Source organism: Pseudomonas sp. 18-147 (assembly GCF_051048045.1).
GTDB lineage: Bacteria > Pseudomonadota > Gammaproteobacteria > Pseudomonadales > Pseudomonadaceae > Pseudomonas > Pseudomonas aeruginosa.
The window spans coordinates 4691478-4709564 of sequence record NZ_CP182296.1; the positions used below are offsets into that span (position 1 = coordinate 4691478).

An 18087-nucleotide genomic window follows, 5' to 3' on the forward strand; every position below is an offset into this window, starting at 1 on the left:
CTTCAGAACGAGCGCGGCAGTTCGAGCAGGTGCTCGGCCACGTAGGACAGGATCAGGTTGGTGGAGATCGGCGCCACCTGGTACAGGCGGGTCTCGCGGAACTTGCGCTCGACGTCGTACTCGCAGGCGAAGCCGAAGCCGCCGTGGGTCTGCAGGCAGGCGTTGGCCGCCTCCCAGGAAGCTTTCGCCGCCAGGTACTTGGCCATGTTCGCGCTGGCCCCGGCGTTGAGCCCGGCGTCGTACTCCTGGCAGGCGCGCCAGCGCATCAGGTCGGCGGCCTCCACTTCGATGTGCGCCTCGGCGATGGGGAACTGCACGCCCTGGTTCTGCCCTATCGGCCGGCCGAAGACCACGCGGTCGCGGGCATAGTGGCTGGCCTTGTCGATGAACCAGCGGCCGTCGCCGATGCATTCGGCGGCGATCAGGGTGCGCTCGGCATTGAGGCCGTCGAGGATGTAGCGGAAGCCCTTGCCTTCCTCGCCGATCAGGCTATCGGCGGGGATCTCCAGGTTGTCGAAGAACAGCTCGTTGGTCTCGTGGTTGACCATGTTGGCGATCGGCTGCACGGACAGGCCCTTGCCGATGGCCTCGCGCAGGTCGACGAGGAAGATCGACATGCCTTCGGACTTGCGCTTCACCTCGGCCAGCGGCGTGGTGCGCGCCAGCAGGATCATCAGGTCGGAGTGCTGGATCCGCGAGATCCACACCTTCTGCCCGTTGATCACATAGCGGTCGCCCTTGCGCACGGCGGTGGTCTTGATCTTGGTGGTATCGGTGCCGGTGGTCGGCTCGGTCACCCCCATCGACTGCAGGCGCAGCTCGCCGCTGGCCAGCTTCGGCAGGTAGAAGCGCTTCTGCGCCTCGCTGCCGTTACGCAGCAACGTGAACATGTTGTACATCTGCCCGTGCACGGTGCCGGAGTTGCCGCCGCAGCGGTTGACTTCCTCCAGGATCACCGAGGCCTCGGCCAGGCCCAGACCGGAACCGCCGTACTCCTCCGGGATCATCGCCGAGAGCCAGCCGGCGTCGGTCAGGGCCTTGACGAAGGCCTCGGGAAAACCGCGCTGCTCATCGATGCGGCGCCAGTAGGCGGCGTCGAATTCGGCGCAGAGGGCACGTACGCCCTCGCGGATCGCGTTCAGCTCTTCGCTGTTCGGATTCATCGGTGACTCCTCGATTCTTGTCGTTGGATGGGCGCTGGGGCCCTTTCAGTCGAATTCCACGTCGCCGCGCTGGGCCAGGCCGGCGCCATTGCCGACCCATACCTCGGCCTTGCCGGCAGCGAGCAGGCGGCCGCCGACCTCGAACGGCTCGGGACAGATCAGCGGGCGCAGGCCGCGATAGGCGAAGCGACGCAGGCGCGCCTGCGGATTGGCCCGGCAGAACGCGCGCAGGGCCAGGGTGGCGATCAGCGGACCGTGCACCACCAGGCCCGGATAGCCTTCGGCATCGGTGACATAGGGCCAGTCGTAGTGAATGCGGTGGCCGTTGAAAGTCACCGCCGAGTAGCGGAACAGCAACACCGGATCGGGCTCCAGCGCCTCGCGCCAGTCGCCCTCGGGCAAGGCCTCGGTACCGCCGAGCTTGGGCGGGGTCGGTTCGCGGTAGACGATGTCGTGCTCTTCGCTCAGCGCCAGTTGGCCGTCCTGGCGGTAGTCGTGGCGCAGGGTGACGAACAGCAGCGCGCCGCTGCGACCGTGCTTCTCCTCGACCCGGAGGATGGTCGAGGTGCGGCTGGCCTCGCCGCCGACCCGCAGCGGCTGGTGGAACTCCAGGCGCCCGCCGGCCCACATGCGGTTGCGATCGTCCGCCGGCGGCAGGAAACCGCCGCGCGCCGGGTGGCCGTCGACGCCGAGGCCGGCGGCCTCCACCGGGTCCTGGAAGAACGCCCAGTGCCAGAGCGGCGGCAGCGCTTCGCCGTGGGCCGGGGTCGGCTCGCCGAAGGTGGCGGCGATGCGCTTGACCAGGTTGCGGCTCAATTGATCGTGGGTTTCTTCCTGGCGACCGATCCAGGGGGCGAAAGCGGACTCACTCATGCGTGGCTTCCCATGACCTAGGGGGTGATGGGAGGAGAATGATAGGATGCTAGCGTTTTGAGAATTTGCAATTACGCAATGGCGCGTTCGGATTTGCCGAACGCCATGGAGTGCCCATGCATTTCGATCTCGCCGACCTGCGCCTGTTCATCCATATCGCCGAGTCGCCCAGCCTGACCCAGGGCGCGCGCCGCGCCTTCCTTTCCCCGGCCGCCGCCAGCGCGCGGGTCAAGGCGCTCGAAGGCCAGCTTGGCAGCCGCCTGCTGTATCGCGACAGCCGCGGCGTCGAACTGACCCCGGCGGGCCAGCGCCTGCTACAGCACGCGCGGCTGATCATGCGCCAGGTGGAATACCTGAAGAGCGAGTTCACCGAGTACGGCAGCGACGCCGCCGGGCATATCCGCATCTTCGCCAATACCACCGCGGTCACCGAATTCCTTCCGGAAATCCTCGCCGGCTTCCTCGCCGCTCGTCCCGGGGTCACCGTCGACCTGCAGGAACGCCTCAGCCGCGACATTGTCCGCGGCGTGCTGGACGGCTCCACCGACCTCGGCATCATCGCCGGGCCGGTGGCGGCCAGTGGCCTGCAGGTCCTGCATTTCAGCACCGACCGCCTGGTGATGGCGGTGCCCCAGGGCCATCCGCTGGCCGGACAGGCCAGGGTACGCCTACGCGACACCCTGCAGTTCCAGCATATCGGCCTGCCCGAGGGCACCACCCTGCACGCCTTCCTGTACGAACGGGTGGAGCAGATGGGCGAGCAGCTATCGCTGCGCATCCAGGTCTCCAGCTTCGAGGCGATCTGCCGGATGATCGAGGGCGGCGTCGGCATCGGCGTGATCCCGCAGTCCGCCGCGCGCCGCCACAGCCGGACGATGAAGCTGGCGACCATCGAACTCGACGAGCCCTGGGCGATCCGCGAGCGCAGCCTGCTGGTACGCGACCTGGAAGCACTGCCGAGTTGCCTGCGGGCGTTGATCGAGGAGTTGCAGAGGGTGGGAGACAGCCTGTAGGGCGGATAACGCCCCTGGCGTTGTCCGCGGGGCTCCGGAGAATCGGCGGACAACCGCCAGGCGGTTATCCGCCCTACGACTCCCGACAAGCCGGGGTGCGATCGTCGCGAAGGGCGCCGCCCACCACTCCCGCTCAGTTCGCCAACCCACCGCTCTCCGCCAGGCTGTGCTCGTCCGCGGCGAGCATCGCCGGCATGTGCTCGCGGAGGAACTCGACCCAGGTGCGGATCTTCGCATCCAGGTACTGCCGCGAGGGGTAGAGGGCGTAGACGTTGAGATGGAACAGGCTATAGCGCGGCAACACCCGCACCAGGCTGCCGTCCTTCAGGCCGTTGACCGCCGCGTACACCGGCAGCGCGCCGATACCCATGCCGGAGACCACCGCCTCGGTCATGGCGTCGGCGGTGTTGACCTGGAAATGCGTCTGGTTGATGCAGGCCAGTTCCTGGCCGTCGGGACCGTCGAACAGCCAGCGGTCCAGCGACATCACCGAGTTCACCAGGCGCAGGCAACGGTGCGCGGACAGCTCCGCCGGCAGCTTGGGGAAGCCGTGCGCGGCAATGTAGCCCGGCGAGGCGCAGAGGATGCTGTAGGTCTGGCCGATGCACTTGGAGACGAAACCGGAGTCCGGCAGCTCGGGGGCGATCACCACGGAAATGTCGTAGCCCTCGTCGAGAATGTCGGTGATCCGGTTGGCCAGGGTCAGGTCGAAGCCAACCTCCGGGTAGGTCTCGCAATATTGCGAGATGGCCTTGATCAGGTAGTGCTGGCCGATGCCGGTCATCGCGTGGACCTTCAGCGTGCCCGACGGCCGCGCATGGGCGTCGCCCGCCTCGGCCTCGGCCTCCTCGATGTAGGCGAGTATCTGCTGGGCGCGCATCAGGTAGCGCTGCCCGGCTTCGGTCAGCGCGATGCGCCGGGTGGTGCGATGCAGCAGGCGGGTCTGCAGGTGGGCCTCCAGCTTGGCCACCGCACGGGAGACATAGGCGGTCGTCAGGTCCAGGCGCTGGGCGGCGGCAGTGAAACTGCCGGTCTCCGCGACGCTGACGAACGCGCGCATATTGAACAGGATATCCATCACGGCCCTCTAGGCTCTGACGCTTATGGCGCGTCTCTTTTCCACGCAACCCGGAGGACACCCCAAGGCGGCGCAGATTCTGTCACGAGTCAACCCACCTATTATTGCCTTTTGTGACAAAAATTTTTCACCTATCCGAGCTCTTATCCGCAAGCGCGGGCGCTCCTAGAATTCCCAGCCGTTTCGGCCTCCCCTCGCCGTCGTTCAGGATTCGCAGCAGTGCCCCGCGCCACCCGGAAAGGTCTCCCCCTGGTTCCACCGGCTCCCCTCGCGTTCTTTCCCAGCCCCGACGAATTGCGCCGCGCCCTGCTCGAATGGGCGCGTAGCGACGGCGTCGCCTGGGTCTTCGTGTTCAAGGCCCTGATCACCGCCAGCCTCGCCCTGTGGCTGGCCTATCGCCTGGAACTGCCGCAGCCGAGCACGGTGCTGGTGACGGTCTTCATCGTCATGCAGACGCAGAGCGGGCAGGTCCTGGCCAAGAGCTTCTACCGCATCGTCGGAACCCTGATCGGCCTCAGCGTGATGGTCACTCTGATCGCCCTGTTCGCCCAGGAGCGCGTGCTGTTCCTCGCCTGCCTGGCGCTCTGGGTCGGCCTGTGCACCGCCGGCGCCGCGCGCTACCGCGATTTCCGCGGCTACGCCTGCGTACTCGCCGGCTACACCGCGACCATGATCGGGATTCCAGCCACCGCGCACCCGGAAGGCGCCTTCATGGCGGCGCTGTGGCGGGTCCTGGAAATATCCCTGGGCATCCTCTGCACCGGTACCGTCAGCGCCATCTTCCTGCCGCAGACCAGCGGCGCCGCCCTGCGCAACACACTCTACGGGCGCTTCCGCGACTTCGCCGGGTTCGCCGCCGAAGGCCTGCAGGGCAGCCTCGACGGCGAGCGCTTCGGCGAGCTCAGCGCGCGCTTCGTCGCCCAGTCCGTGGGCCTGGAAAACCTGCGCAGCGCCACTACTTTCGAAGATCCGCACATGCGCCTGCGCAGCGGCCGGCTGATTCGCCTGAACAACGAATTCATGGTCATGACCAGTCGCTTCCACGGCCTCCACCGCCTGCTCGAACGCCTGCGCGGGCGCGGGGCGCAGAATGTCCTGGAGGTCCTGGCGCCCTGCCTGGCGGAGCTTGCCGGGCTGCTCGCGCCGATTCGCGAACGGACGCCCACCGACGCCGACGCCGCGCGCCTGGCCGAACGCATCGAGGCCTACAAGCCGGAACTGATGCAGAACATCCGCCAGGCCCGCCAGCGCCTGGTGGAGCAGCGCCCCGGCGAGAACGACCTGCTGGATTTCAACACCGCTGCCGAACTGGCCTTCCGTTTCACCGACGACCTGCACAACTACGCCCTGACCCACGCTTCCCTGGCCGAACACCACCATGCCCGCGAGCAATGGAAGGAAAGCTTCGTCGCCCGCGCCAACCCGGTCGCCGCGCTGGTCGCCGGAGCGCGCAGCGCGCTGATGATCGGCCTGCTCGGCACGTTCTGGATCCAGACCTCCTGGCCCCACGGCGGCACCTTCGCCCTCACCGCGGTACTGATCTCGGCGCTCTCCTCGACCTCGCCGAATCCCGGCCGGTTGTCGCTGCAACTCACCCTCGGGACCCTCGCCGGGGCCTGCACCGGGCTGTTCGTGCTGCTCTACCTGCTACCCCACGTGGACGGTTTCCCGATGCTGCTCTGCTGCCTGCTGCCGGTCTTCGCGGTCGGCGCCCTGCTGCTCTGGCGGCCGCAGTGGAACGGCTACGGCGTCGGCCTACTGGTGTGGTTCTGCTTCGCCTCGCTGCCGGCCAACATGGCGCGCTACGACGCCCTGGCCTTCTTCAACGAATACCTGGCACTACTCTTGTCGATGGTCCTCGCCACGGTCGCCGCCATGGTGATCCTGCCGCCGAACCGGCCGTGGATGTGGAAGCGCCTGGAGCACGACCTGCGCGAGCGGGTGGTGTTCGCCATCAGCGGCAAGAGCAAGGGCCTGGTCTCCGGTTTCGAAAGCGGCACCCGCGACCTGCTGAACCAGGCCTACACCTTCTCCGCCGGCCGCCCGGACGTGCAACGCCGGTTGCTGGGCTGGATGTTCCTGGTGCTGGAGGTCGGCCAGGCGATCATCGAGCTGCGCCTCGAACAGCAACGCCTGCCCCAGGAGCCCTGCTACGCCGAACGCACCGCCTGGCGCCGGGCGATCCGCCTGATGGGCCGGGCGCTGATCCGGCTGTTCCTGCAACCCGGGCCGAGCAACCGCCAGCGCGCCCTGCACGCGGTGAACCAGGCGATCATGGCGGTACGGGCGGCGCCGGAGCCGCGCGCACCGCAGTTCGATACCTCGCCGCTGCGACGGGTGCTCAGCTACCTGCACTTCATTCGCAGCGCCCTGCTCGACCCGCAATCGCCCCTGGGCCAGGAAAGAAACCCGTGAGCCGGTCGCAAAGCCGCGGCGCAGAAGGCCACAGGGATATTGTTACCGATCCGTACAAGGTTCTTGTCTTGACTGAGTCTATATGTCGCAGCCTATCCCAACTTACAATAAACCTAACAGCCGAAGTTAACTCCCGTTGAACTTCGACTCCGCAACTTGATTGCAGACTTACTTACCCAGCCTTGTTTATCGAGTTGCCCCGGTGACCTGTCCGCCTGTCTTCCGACGGCAGATCGTACCCACTCAGAAACTACTCAGGTAAATAGTAATGAAGGCTTTCGCCCTGATGGCCCTGTTCGCCTGCTCGCCGCTGGTGATGGCGGCTGGCGCCCAGGATCAACCTGCCAGCCAGCAGGAAAACGCTGTTGAAGAATATGCCTATGGCATGCAACTGGATGTGGCTCGCGTTATATCTTCAACCGACACTTCCAATGCCTGCGGCATCGTTCCCGCACGCATGACCTACGAAGATTCGAACGGCCAGAAACATACCGTCGAATATCAGGTCTGGGGCAACGGCTGCACTGGCGGCTAAACTCTGCTCGACCTCCGGGTCGACCTCCGAAGGATCGCGCCACGAGGGGCAGCTCGCCCATCCGGCGCGATCATTGTGTACTCGGCGGCGACAATCCCGCCCCTCGGCGAACATCCTGGCCGTCTTCCCCACGCCTCATCGTGCTGCCGCCCTTTCACAAGGGCCGACGCCTCCACCGTTTCTTTCCCAGCCTGCAACAAACCGGCAAGCATGCCGCTCAGCCCTCGCCTTGCCCCACGCCATGCTGGCGCAGCTTGTTCGCCGCCGTGGTATGCGAAACGCCGAGGCGCTTGCCCAACTGGCGGCTGCTCGGATGTTCGCGGAACAGGCGCTCCAGCACCGCCTTCTCGAAGCGCCCGACGATGGCGTCGAGGTCTCCTTCCAGGGAAAAATCCCCCAGCGGCTGCGGCGCGCCGTAGTCCGGCAGGCGGATGTGCTCGGCCTTGACCGTTCCCCCTTCGCACAGCGAAACCGCCTGGAACAGCACGTTTTCCAATTGCCGCACGTTGCCCGGCCAGTGGTAGCGTTCGAGACGTTCCAGCGCCTGCGCGGAAAGCTTCGGCAGGCCGCAGCCGATCTGCCGGCTGGCCTGGTCGAGGAAATGCTCGGCGAGCGGCGCCAGGCCATCCAGGCACTCGCGCAGCGGCGGGATGTGCAGCGAGAGCACATTGAGACGGTGATAGAGGTCCTGGCGGAATTCGCCCTTGGCGCAGAGTTCGGACAGGTCTACCTGGGTGGCGCAGATCACCCGCACGTCCAGGTACACCTCCTCGTCGCTGCCGACCCGGCGGAAACAGCCGTCCTGCAGGAAGCGCAACAGCTTGGCCTGCAGGCGCGGGCTCATCTCGCCGACGCCGTCGAGGAACAGCGTGCCGCCGGCGGTAAGCTCCAGCAGGCCGAGCTTGCCCTCCGGGCGGGCGCCCTCGAAGGCTCCCGGACCATAGCCGAACAGCTCGGTCTCGGCCATGGATTCCGGCAGGCCGGCGCAGTTCAACGCCATGAACGGCGACTGCCCGCGCGGGCTGGCCAGGTGGCAGGCGCGCGCCAGCAGCTCCTTGCCGGTGCCGGTCTCGCCCTCGATCAGCAGCGGCGCGTCCAGCGGCGCCATGCGCCGCGCCTCGCGGACCACCGCGGCCATTACCCGCGAACTCTGGAAGATACTGTCGAAGCCACGCAGCTCCTGCTTGCGCACATGGTAGATGCGCTCGCCGACGCGATCCGCGCGATGCAGGGTCAGCACCGCTCCAGCCAGCGCCTCGCTCTCGTCGTGCTCGGATTGCAGCGGCGCGATGTCGGCGAGGAACACGTCGCCCTTCACCTTCACCCGCAGCCCGTTGATCCGCGCCTTGTTGGCGCGCACCAGTTCGGGCAGGTCGAGGTCCTCCACATAGCGCGACAGCGGAATCCCCGGCACCTCGTCGACGCGCACGCCGAGCAACTGCGCGGCGGCACGGTTGGCGGCGACGATCTGCCCGCCCATGTCCACCGAGAGCACCGGGAAGTCCAGGGCGGCGAGCAGCGCGTTGAGTTCCAGGTGCCGGCGCTCGCTGGGCATCAGGCCGACGCGCTTGACCCCGAAGACCCCCGGCACCGCCTCCAGCTTGGGCCGCAACGACTGCAACTGGAGGTTGATCATGTTCGGACAGAGCAGGTAGATGGCGTTGCCCTGGTCGCCGCCGACTTCGCCGCGATTGACGTTGATGCCGTAGTCGACCAGCAGGTTGAGGATGTCGCGGAGGATGCCTACACGGTTCTGGCAGTGCACTTTGATACGCATGGCGTGGCCCGGTGTTGTCGTTCTGATGGGCTCGCGGCCGGTTTTTTAACTCCCGGCCGGAAATTTCCGTCAAGAATATGTGACAGTTAGACTCACCAGCAACAATGCCTGACCCAATGAACAGGCGACCCAGGCCAATTCGTAAGGAAAACTTTACGAAAACGCCGATTCCTCCCCGTTGCCCGGTCCCTATCCGGGGCTGCACGGACCGTCCCGACGCGGTATCGATAAGGCAACGACAACAACAAAGACCCCGCGGCCACAAGCCGCTCATGGAGTCCGTATGAAAACGACGCAGTACGTGGCCCGCCAGCCCGACGACAACGGTTTCATCCACTATCCGGAAACCGAGCACCAGGTCTGGAATACCCTGATCACCCGGCAACTGAAGGTGATCGAAGGCCGCGCCTGTCAGGAATACCTCGACGGCATCGAACAGCTCGGCCTGCCCCACGACCGGATCCCCCAGCTCGACGAGATCAACAGGGTTCTCCAGGCCACCACCGGCTGGCGCGTGGCGCGGGTTCCGGCGCTGATTCCGTTCCAGACCTTCTTCGAACTGCTGGCCAGCCAGCAATTCCCCGTCGCCACCTTCATCCGCACCCCGGAAGAACTGGACTACCTGCAGGAGCCGGACATCTTCCACGAGATCTTCGGCCACTGCCCACTGCTGACCAACCCCTGGTTCGCCGAGTTCACCCATACCTACGGCAAGCTCGGCCTCAAGGCGAGCAAGGAGGAACGCGTGTTCCTCGCCCGCCTGTACTGGATGACCATCGAGTTCGGCCTGGTCGAGACCGACCAGGGCAAGCGCATCTACGGCGGCGGCATCCTCTCCTCGCCGAAGGAGACCGTCTACAGCCTCTCCGACGAGCCGCTGCACCAGGCCTTCAATCCGCTGGAGGCGATGCGCACGCCCTACCGCATCGACATCCTGCAACCGCTCTATTTCGTCCTGCCCGACCTCAAGCGCCTGTTCCAACTGGCCCAGGAAGACATCATGGCGCTGGTCCACGAGGCCATGCGCCTGGGCCTGCACGCGCCGCTGTTCCCGCCCAAGCAGGCGGCCTGACGAGAAACGCCGCCGCCGCGGCTGACCCCGCGGCGGCCTTGTACTATGGTGGACGGGCACGGCCCGTCCGCCGCTCCCACATGCGACAACCAAGGACTCCCACCATGACCGCACTCACCCAAGCCCATTGCGAAGCCTGCCGCGCAGACGCCCCGCACGTCAGCGACGAAGAACTGCCCGTGCTGCTGCGGCAGATCCCGGATTGGAACATCGAAGTCCGCGACGGCATCATGCAACTGGAGAAGGTCTACCTGTTCAAGAACTTCAAGCATGCCCTGGCCTTCACCAATGCCGTCGGCGAGATATCCGAGGCCGAAGGCCACCATCCGGGCCTGCTGACCGAGTGGGGCAAAGTCACCGTGACCTGGTGGAGCCACTCGATCAAGGGCCTGCACCGCAACGACTTCATCATGGCGGCGCGCACCGACGAGGTAGCGAAAACCGCCGAGGGGCGCAAATGAGTCATTTCGCCAAGGTCGCCCGCGTACCGGGCGACCCGATCCTGGGCCTGCTCGACGCCTACCGCAACGATCCGCGCGCGGACAAGCTGGACCTCGGCGTCGGTGTCTACAAGGATGCCCAGGGCCTGACCCCGATCCTGCGCTCGGTGAAACTCGCCGAGCAGCGCCTGGTCGAGCAGGAAACCACCAAGAGCTACGTCGGCGGCCACGGCGATGCGCTGTTCGCCGCGCGCCTGGCGGAACTGGCGCTCGGCGCCGCCTCGCCGCTGTTGCTGGCGCAACGCGCCGACGCCACCCAGACGCCCGGCGGCACCGGCGCCTTGCGCCTGGCCGGCGACTTCATCGCCCATTGCCTGCCCGGCCGCGGCATCTGGCTGAGCGACCCGACCTGGCCGATCCACGAGACCCTGTTCGCCGCCGCCGGCCTGAAGGTTTCCCACTACCCCTACGTCAGCGCCGACAACCGCCTGGATGTCGAGGCGATGCTTGCTGGCCTGGAGCGCATTCCCCAGGGAGACGTGGTGCTGCTGCATGCCTGCTGCCACAACCCGACCGGTTTCGACCTGAGTCACGACGACTGGCGCAGGGTGCTCGACGTGGTGCGTCGCCGCGAGCTGCTGCCGCTGATCGACTTCGCCTACCAGGGCTTCGGCGACGGTCTCGAGGAAGACGCCTGGGCGGTACGCCTGTTCGCCGGCGAACTGCCGGAGGTGCTGGTCACCAGTTCCTGCTCGAAGAACTTCGGCCTGTACCGCGACCGCGTCGGTGCACTGATCGTCTGCGCGCAGAACGCCGAGAAGCTCACCGACCTGCGTAGCCAACTGGCCTTCCTCGCCCGCAACCTCTGGTCGACCCCGCCGGCGCATGGCGCCGAGGTGGTCGCGGCGATCCTCGGCGACAGCGAGTTGAAGGGACTCTGGCAGGAAGAGGTCGAAGGCATGCGCTCGCGCATCGCCAGCCTGCGCATCGGCCTGGTCGAAGCCCTGGCGCCGCACGGCCTGGCCGAGCGCTTCGCCCATGTCGGCGCGCAACGCGGGATGTTTTCCTATACCGGACTGAGCCCGCAGCAGGTCGCTCGGCTGCGCGACGAGCACGCCGTTTACCTGGTCTCCAGCGGCCGGGCCAACGTCGCCGGTCTCGACGCGCGCCGCCTCGACCGCCTGGCGCAAGCCATCGCCCAGGTCTGCGCGGACTGAACCCTCACGGTTACCCTGAGCCGGCTGTGATGGCCGGCTTTTTTTCGCCCCAGCGAATGCCGCGCACTCCCGCCGAGGCGGCGGATAACCGCGTTGCGGTTATTCGCCCTACCGCACCACGACCTTGTGGGCGTAGGGCGAATACCGCCACAGGCGTTATCCGCCGAACCTCTCCGAACCGGGCCAACCATAAGTCAGCACTTTCAAAGCCCTACGTGCTTTTCCTACAAAAGAGCATAAAATGCTCAATTATGGGCACCAGTTCACACTGCGCCCCACGGCCCCCACTTTCTCGTCTTAGTGAGCAACGCACGTGAGAAACCGTCTCCTGTCACTGGTCACCCTGTTCCTGTCCCTCAGCGTTGCCACCGCGGTATCCGCCTCCCCGCCGCCCAAGGCCGGGCTGCCGCTGCAACAGGAGCTGGCGTCGGGCAGCGCGCTGGTTACCGACCAGAACACCGGCAAGGTGCTCTACTCGCGCAACCCCGACCTGGTGGTGCCGATCGCCTCGATCACCAAGCTGATGACCGCCATGGTCGTGCTCGACTCGAAACTGCCGCTGGACGAGGTACTGCCGATCGCCATCAGCGAGACCAGCGAAATGCGCGGGGTGTTTTCCCGGGTGCGGGTCGGCAGCCAGATCAGCCGCCGGGACATGCTCCTGCTCGCCCTGATGTCCTCGGAGAACCGCGCCGCCGCCAGCCTCGCGCAGAACTATCCGGGCGGCAAGAACGCCTTCGTCAAGGCGATGAACGCCAAGGCTCACGCCCTGGGAATGAAGAACACCCGCTACGTCGAGCCGACCGGGCTGTCGCTGCACAACGTCTCCACCGCTCGCGACCTCACCCGCCTGCTGGTGGCCAGCCGGCAATATCCGCTGCTCAGTCAGTGGAGCACCACTCCGGAGAAGACCGTGGCCTTCCGCCACCCCAACTACACCCTGGGCTTCCGCAACACCAACCACCTGATCAACAACAAGACCTGGAACATCCAGTTGACCAAGACCGGCTTCACCAACGAAGCAGGCCACTGCCTGGTGATGCGCACCACGATCAACCGCAATCCGGTCAATCTGGTGGTGCTGGACGCCTTCGGCAAGTACACCCACTTCGCCGACGCCACGCGCCTGCGACGCTGGCTGGAAACCGGCCAGGTCACTGCGATCCCGGCCGCGGCCAAGGCCTATCGCCTGCAACGCGACCGCGAGCGCGGCCTCGGCCAGCCGGTGGCCCAGGCCGTACGCTGATCCGTCGCGAAGACCGGCCGGCTCAGAAATCCACCTTGCCGCGCCCGGCCTTCACCGCGCCGCGCTTGGCCTTGCCGTCCAGCCGGCGCTTCTGCGAGCCGCGCGTAGGCTTGGTCGGGCGGCGCGCCTTCTGCACCTTGGCCACGCTGCGGATCAACTCCGCCAGGCGCTCCAGGGCATCCTCGCGGTTCTGCTCCTGGGTCCGGTACTGCTGGGCCTTGATCACCACCACGCCGTCGCCGCTGATGCGCTGGTCGTTCAGTGCCAGCAGACGCTCCTTGTAGAACGGCGGCAACGACGAGGCCTGGATGTCGAAGCGCAGGTGCACCGCGCTGGAGACCTTGTTGACGTTCTGCCCGCCGGCGCCCTGGGCGCGAATGGCATTCAGCTCGATCTCATGGTCGGGCAGGTGGACGGCATTGGAGATGATCAGCATGGGGCGGCACGGTGGACCAACGGGCTGCCAGCATAACCCCTTTGCCGAGCGGAGAAGCAGGCCAAAAGAAACCCGGCCGCGGCCGGGTTCCTTCATTTCGGCTAAGGCGCCAGGTCGAACTCAACGCTCCTTGCAGGCGACCCCGTCGGTGGGCTCGCCGCCCTTCCAGTCGCCGTAGAGGGTGGCTTCCTCGCCCTTGGTCCACCAGATGTACTGGCCGGCGGCGTACTTGGCGCCGGAGGCGGAAATCACATTGCTGAAGACCAGCGTCGAGTTGTCGCTGACCGGCACCACGGCGAGGCTGTTGTCGCCCTTGTTCAGGTACTGCACGGTGAACTTGCGACCGTTCTCGCACTTGTAGTCGACGCTGCGGGTATCCAGCTTGGCATCCCCCGGCAGGGCCAGGTAATCGACCTGGGCGGTCTGCTTGTCGTCGTCGCTGCCGCCGCAGGCGACCAGGACCACGGGAACGGCAGCCAGAAGCAGCCAGAGCGCTTTTTTCATGGAAATCCCTCTAACGAGAAAAAATGGCGCTGCCACTGTAGGAATTCGGCACCTGCCGCGTCAACGACAGGCGCCCCTAGAAAAAGTCTTGTGGGCCGCCGGGACACGCAAAGGAGCGCTCCCCTCTCCTCTGCGCGCCGGCGCCCCATCGATCACTCGGTGACCGGCTTCACCCGCAGGCCCGGCATCGGCCGCGGGGCTCCCTTGAGTCGATAGCAGGCCCACATCACCAGCAGCCAGACCGGGATGGCATAGACCGAGACCTGGATGCCGGGGATCAGCAACATGACGCCGAGGATGAACACCACGAAGGCCATGCACAGGTAGTTGCCGTACGGATACCAGAACGCGCGGAAGTGCGTACGGGTGCCCTGGCGGTCCATCTGCGCGCGGAACTTCAGGTGCGCCATGCTGATCATCGCCCAGTTGATCACCAGCGCCGCCACCACCAGCGACATCAGCAGCTCCAGCGCCTGGTGCGGGATCACATAGTTCACCACCACCGCGAGGAAGGTCACCAGCGCCGATACCACCAGGGCGCGTACCGGTACGCCGCGCTTGTCGACCCTGGCCAGCGCGCGCGGGGCATCGCCCTGCTCGGCCAGGCCGAGAAGCATGCGGCCGTTGCAATAGGTGCCGCTGTTGTACACCGACAGTGCGGCGGTGAGCACCACGAAGTTCAGCAGGTGCGCGGCGGTGCCGCTGCCGATCATCGAGAAGATCTGCACGAACGGGCTGCCGCTGTAGGCATCGCCGGAAGCGTTGAGGGTCTGCAGCAGGCTGTCCCAGGGCGTCAGCGAGAGCAGCACGATCAGGGCGCCGATGTAGAAGATCAGGATGCGATAGATCACCTGGTTGATCGCCTTCGGGATCACCGTCCTCGGCTTGTCCGCCTCGGCCGCGGTGAAGCCGAGCATTTCCAGGCCACCGAAGGAGAACATGATGATCGCCATGGCCATCACCAGTCCGCTCACTCCGTTGGGGAAGAAACCGCCGTGTGCCCAGAGGTTGCTCACCGAAGCCTGCGGACCGCCGCTGCCGCTGAACAGCAGGTAGCAGCCGAGCAGGATCATGCCGATGATCGCCACCACCTTGATGATCGCGAACCAGAACTCGGCTTCGCCGAAGGCCTTGACGTTGGCCAGGTTGATCGCGTTGACGACGACGAAGAACAACGCCGCCGTGGCCCAGGTCGGCACCTCCGGCCACCAGTAGTGGATGTACTTGCCGACCGCGGTCAGTTCCGACATCCCGACCAGGATGTACAGCACCCAGCAGTTCCAGCCGGAGAGGAAGCCGGCGAAGCCGCCCCAGTACTTGTGCGCGAAGTGGCTGAAGGAGCCGGCGACCGGCTCCTCGACGATCATCTCGCCGAGCTGGCGCATGATCATGAAAGCGATGAAGCCGGCGATGGCGTAGCCGAGGATCATCGACGGGCCCGCCGACTTGAGCACCCCGGCCGAGCCGAGGAACAGGCCGGTGCCGATGGCGCCGCCGAGGGCGATCAACTGGATGTGACGATTCTTCAGGCCGCGCTTGAGCTCGCCCGAATGCGGATGTTGGCCGTCCATTGAATTATCTCACGCAAGTGGAAATTTATTGTTGTCGGAGGCGAAACGGGGCCGTGCGGCTCAGGCGGCAGGCGCACGGCGGGCGCCATGCGGGGCGCGTGGCGGCGGGCGGTCGGCTGGGCGGAGGGAGGACTCACGGATCATGCGTCACCTGTTTGTTGTTGTACGTGACGTGAATGGGCCGCCAGGCTCGTGGCTCGGCGGTGCGGGCAAGGCTGGCGCGATCGGCGCCGCTGGAACGGAAACGCGGAGCGCAAGGAAAACCGCCAGCCCCGGAAGAGGCTGGCGGCAGCGGGATCAGATCACGCCGCGGCGAATCTGGTCTTCCTCGATGGACTCGAACAGGGCCTTGAAATTGCCCTCGCCGAAGCCCTGGTTGCCCTTGCGCTGGATGATCTCGAAGAAGATCGGGCCGATCACCGTGTCGGTGAAGATCTGCAGCAGGATGCCGTCGTCGCCCGGGGCGCCGTCGATCAGCAGGTTCAGTTCGCGCAGTTGCTCGAGCGGCTCGTCATGCCCGGCGACGCGGGTGTCGACCTTCTCGTAGTAGGTGTCCGGGGTCGACATGAACTTCACGCCGTTGTCGCGCAGCTTGCGCACGGTGGCATAGATGTCGTCGGTGGTCAGGGCGATGTGCTGGATGCCTTCGCCATGGTATTCGCGGATGAATTCCTCGATCTGCGAGGTATCGTCGGCCGACTCGTTGATCGGGATGCGGATCTTCCCGCAAGGTGCGGTCATGGCGCGGGAGAACAGGCCGGTGAGCTTGCCTTCGATGTCGAAGTAGCGAATCTCGCGGAAGTTGGCGATGCGCTCGTAGAAACCGGACCAGACGTCCATCTGGCCGCGCTTGACGTTGTGGGTCAGGTGGTCGATGTAGGTCAGGCCGACCGAGTTGTCGTTGGCGCTGCGGCCTTCGATGAACTCGAAGTCGACGTCATAGATGCTGCGGTCGCCGTAGCGGTCGACAAGATACAGCAGCGAACCGCCGATGCCTTCCAGACAGGGGATGTTCAGCTCGCCGAAGTTGGCGTGGCTGCCCACCAGCTTGGCGCCCTGGGATTCGGCGTAGGCGGCGGCCTGGGAAGCGTTCTTCACCCGGAAGGCCATGGCGCAGGCGCTCGGGCCGTGCTTGAGGGCGAATTCATGGACATGCCCGGTCGGGCTGCCGTTGAGCACGATGTTGATATCGTTCTGCTGGAACAGGAAGACTTCCTTGGAACGATGCTTGGCGGTTTCGGTGAAGCCCATCATGTTGAACAGCTGGCGCAGCTGCTCGATGCCCTTGGCGTCGGGGGCGGTGAACTCGACGAATTCGAATCCGTCGGTACCGATGGGATTGTGCTGTTCGATCTTGGCCACGGCGTTCATCCGGCCTCCTCGTTGTTCTTGTTGAATGGACCGCCGCCGGTCCAGGCGGCCGACGACATGGGAGATGCCTTCATCTCACCCCGTGGCGGCGCGGCGGACAAGCCGTCGGCAGGGCCCCGGCACAGGGCCTGGCGCAGGGTTTCTGGCAACTATTCCTTACGCGCCGGCGGCATGCATGGCGAACGCCCGGTCTTCGTAAAGTTATCTTTACAGTGCGGTGCGAAAAGCTGCCAGCAGCGCTGTCACGGCTGCGCTGAAAGCCGGCGCTGCATGATCGGCGTCAAGCGGTTAACCTGCGTCTTTCCTCCGCGACGGCATTCCCATGGCACGACCCGCCCCACCCGACCTGAGCGACAGCCGCCGGCCCCTGCGCGGCGTTGCCCGCAGCTATCCTGCCGGGCACCGCGTCGATGCCCACGAGCACGCCTGGGGCCAGGTGCTCTATGCGGTGTCCGGGATGATGTGGCTGGAGACGCCCGACGAGGCCCTGCCGGTCCCGCCGCAACGGGCGGTCTGGTTGCCTCCGGGCCTGCGCCATGCGGTGCGGGTCGCCTCCGAGTTGCAGATGCGCAACATCTACCTGAGCCCGGAACTCTCCCGCGGCCTGGAGGACCGCACCCTGGTGCTGGTGGTCGGCCCGCTGCTGCGCGAGCTGATCGTCAGCCTGGTGGAGCAGGAACGGCAGAGCGACCCCGACTACTATCGGGCGCTGGCCGATCTCGCCGTGCTCGAACTCGGCCGCGCGCGCCGTTCCAGCCTCCGCGTACCGCTGCCGGACGCCTCCGACAGGCGCCTGCTCGCGCTGTGCCAAGCGGTGATGGCCAATCCCTCCCTGGACATCGGCCTGGAGCGCCTGGCCGAAGACGCCGGGGCCAGCGTGCGGACCCTCTCGCGCCTGTTCCAGCGCAGCCTGGGCATGGGCTTCGCCGACTGGCGGCGGCAGGTGCAGCTGGCGACCGCCTCCGCCGCGCTCATCGATGGCCGTCCGGTGGCAGGCATCGCCCATGCCCTGGGATATACGCCGAGCGCCTTCAGCGACATGTTCCGCCGCGAGCTGGGCGTCTCTCCCACCGAGTACAGGGCCGAGCATCACCAGCCGTTCCAGCCTTGACCGGTATTCGATAGCGATTGGCCGATAGATGTTTTTTCGGCCAACTAGACTGGCACCATCGTTCACCGTCCCTGTCAGCCGCCATGAACTACCTGATCTCCCTCGGCATCGGCCTGCTGGTCGGCCTGCTCTACGCCGTACTCGACTTCCGCTCGCCGGCGCCACCCACCATCGCCCTGGTCGGCCTGCTTGGCATGCAGCTCGGCGAACAGCTTTTCCCCCTTGGCCGCGACCTGCTGCAGCAGTGGCTGCACTGATCGCCGCG

At 66.2% G+C, this 18087-nt stretch carries 17 protein-coding genes; 9 read left to right on the forward strand and 8 right to left on the reverse strand.

All coding sequences use genetic code 11. The features are described from left to right. Window positions 1-2: 2 nt before the first annotated feature. Together ACM0M4_RS22245 and ACM0M4_RS22250 are read right to left on the reverse strand one after the other, a co-directional pair. Window positions 3-1163 (reverse strand): acyl-CoA dehydrogenase family protein, encoded by a 1161-nt coding sequence (locus ACM0M4_RS22245; protein WP_010793880.1) that lies wholly within the window; start codon window positions 1161-1163, stop codon window positions 3-5. A gap of 45 nt (window positions 1164-1208) precedes the next feature. Beyond that, a complete protein-coding gene (locus ACM0M4_RS22250; RefSeq protein WP_003085910.1) occupies window positions 1209-2036 on the reverse strand; it encodes an FAS1-like dehydratase domain-containing protein in 828 nt (275 codons plus the stop codon). A 116-nt stretch (window positions 2037-2152) separates the two neighbouring features. Here ACM0M4_RS22250 and ACM0M4_RS22255 point away from each other — a divergent pair, with 116 nt between their 5' ends. Next, window positions 2153-3049, forward strand: coding sequence for a LysR substrate-binding domain-containing protein (locus ACM0M4_RS22255; protein WP_003085908.1), 897 nt, complete (start codon window positions 2153-2155; stop codon window positions 3047-3049). A gap of 133 nt (window positions 3050-3182) precedes the next feature. Here the strand turns inward: ACM0M4_RS22255 and ACM0M4_RS22260 are convergent, their stop codons facing one another. Then, entirely contained in the window at window positions 3183-4127 is a 945-nt protein-coding gene (locus tag ACM0M4_RS22260) for a LysR family transcriptional regulator (protein WP_003105984.1), read from the reverse strand. A gap of 219 nt (window positions 4128-4346) precedes the next feature. Here ACM0M4_RS22260 and ACM0M4_RS22265 point away from each other — a divergent pair, with 219 nt between their 5' ends. Next, window positions 4347-6542: an FUSC family protein gene (locus ACM0M4_RS22265; RefSeq protein ID WP_074198674.1), complete on the forward strand. Its 2196-nt coding sequence runs from the start codon at window positions 4347-4349 to the stop codon at window positions 6540-6542. Window positions 6543-6810: 268 nt separating this feature from the next. Then, complete coding sequence (locus ACM0M4_RS22270) at window positions 6811-7077, forward strand: DUF2790 domain-containing protein (protein WP_003085904.1); 267 nt, start codon at window positions 6811-6813, stop codon at window positions 7075-7077. A 217-nt stretch (window positions 7078-7294) separates the two neighbouring features. Here the strand turns inward: ACM0M4_RS22270 and ACM0M4_RS22275 are convergent, their stop codons facing one another. Beyond that, complete coding sequence (locus tag ACM0M4_RS22275; protein ID WP_003105980.1) at window positions 7295-8854, reverse strand: sigma-54-dependent phenylalanine hydroxylase transcriptional regulator PhhR; 1560 nt, start codon at window positions 8852-8854, stop codon at window positions 7295-7297. 283 nt (window positions 8855-9137) lie between these two features. Here ACM0M4_RS22275 and phhA point away from each other — a divergent pair, with 283 nt between their 5' ends. From phhA to pbpG, 4 genes are all read left to right on the forward strand, one after another. Further along, a complete protein-coding gene (phhA, locus tag ACM0M4_RS22280) occupies window positions 9138-9926 on the forward strand; it encodes a phenylalanine 4-monooxygenase (protein ID WP_003105977.1) in 789 nt (262 codons plus the stop codon). Between the two features lie 104 nt (window positions 9927-10030). Next, window positions 10031-10387, forward strand: coding sequence for a 4a-hydroxytetrahydrobiopterin dehydratase (locus ACM0M4_RS22285; protein WP_003085898.1), 357 nt, complete (start codon window positions 10031-10033; stop codon window positions 10385-10387). Next, entirely contained in the window at window positions 10384-11583 is a 1200-nt protein-coding gene (locus ACM0M4_RS22290) for an amino acid aminotransferase (protein WP_054376019.1), read from the forward strand. The genes ACM0M4_RS22285 and ACM0M4_RS22290 overlap by 4 nt, the downstream gene beginning before the upstream one ends. Before the next feature lie 313 nt (window positions 11584-11896). After that, window positions 11897-12829: a D-alanyl-D-alanine endopeptidase gene (gene pbpG / locus ACM0M4_RS22295; RefSeq protein ID WP_003105974.1), complete on the forward strand. Its 933-nt coding sequence runs from the start codon at window positions 11897-11899 to the stop codon at window positions 12827-12829. A gap of 22 nt (window positions 12830-12851) precedes the next feature. On the opposite strand, the gene arfB is transcribed toward pbpG, so the two are convergent. From arfB to hppD, 4 genes are all read right to left on the reverse strand, one after another. Next, entirely contained in the window at window positions 12852-13265 is a 414-nt protein-coding gene (gene arfB / locus ACM0M4_RS22300) for an alternative ribosome rescue aminoacyl-tRNA hydrolase ArfB (RefSeq protein WP_003105972.1), read from the reverse strand. Window positions 13266-13385: 120 nt separating this feature from the next. Then, a complete protein-coding gene (locus ACM0M4_RS22305) occupies window positions 13386-13769 on the reverse strand; it encodes a lysozyme inhibitor (RefSeq protein ID WP_003085889.1) in 384 nt (127 codons plus the stop codon). A 152-nt stretch (window positions 13770-13921) separates the two neighbouring features. Next, window positions 13922-15340: an amino acid permease gene (locus ACM0M4_RS22310; protein ID WP_003159652.1), complete on the reverse strand. Its 1419-nt coding sequence runs from the start codon at window positions 15338-15340 to the stop codon at window positions 13922-13924. A 297-nt stretch (window positions 15341-15637) separates the two neighbouring features. Continuing rightward, window positions 15638-16711: a 4-hydroxyphenylpyruvate dioxygenase gene (gene hppD / locus ACM0M4_RS22315; protein WP_054376020.1), complete on the reverse strand. Its 1074-nt coding sequence runs from the start codon at window positions 16709-16711 to the stop codon at window positions 15638-15640. Between the two features lie 322 nt (window positions 16712-17033). Here hppD and ACM0M4_RS22320 point away from each other — a divergent pair, with 322 nt between their 5' ends. Together ACM0M4_RS22320 and ACM0M4_RS22325 are read left to right on the forward strand one after the other, a co-directional pair. Next, complete coding sequence (locus ACM0M4_RS22320) at window positions 17034-17822, forward strand: AraC family transcriptional regulator (RefSeq protein WP_016263823.1); 789 nt, start codon at window positions 17034-17036, stop codon at window positions 17820-17822. A gap of 83 nt (window positions 17823-17905) precedes the next feature. Next, window positions 17906-18079 carry a DUF1427 family protein gene (locus ACM0M4_RS22325; RefSeq protein ID WP_042931428.1) on the forward strand — a complete coding sequence of 58 codons (174 nt, stop codon included), beginning with the start codon at window positions 17906-17908 and terminating at the stop codon, window positions 18077-18079. Window positions 18080-18087 lie beyond the last annotated feature (8 nt).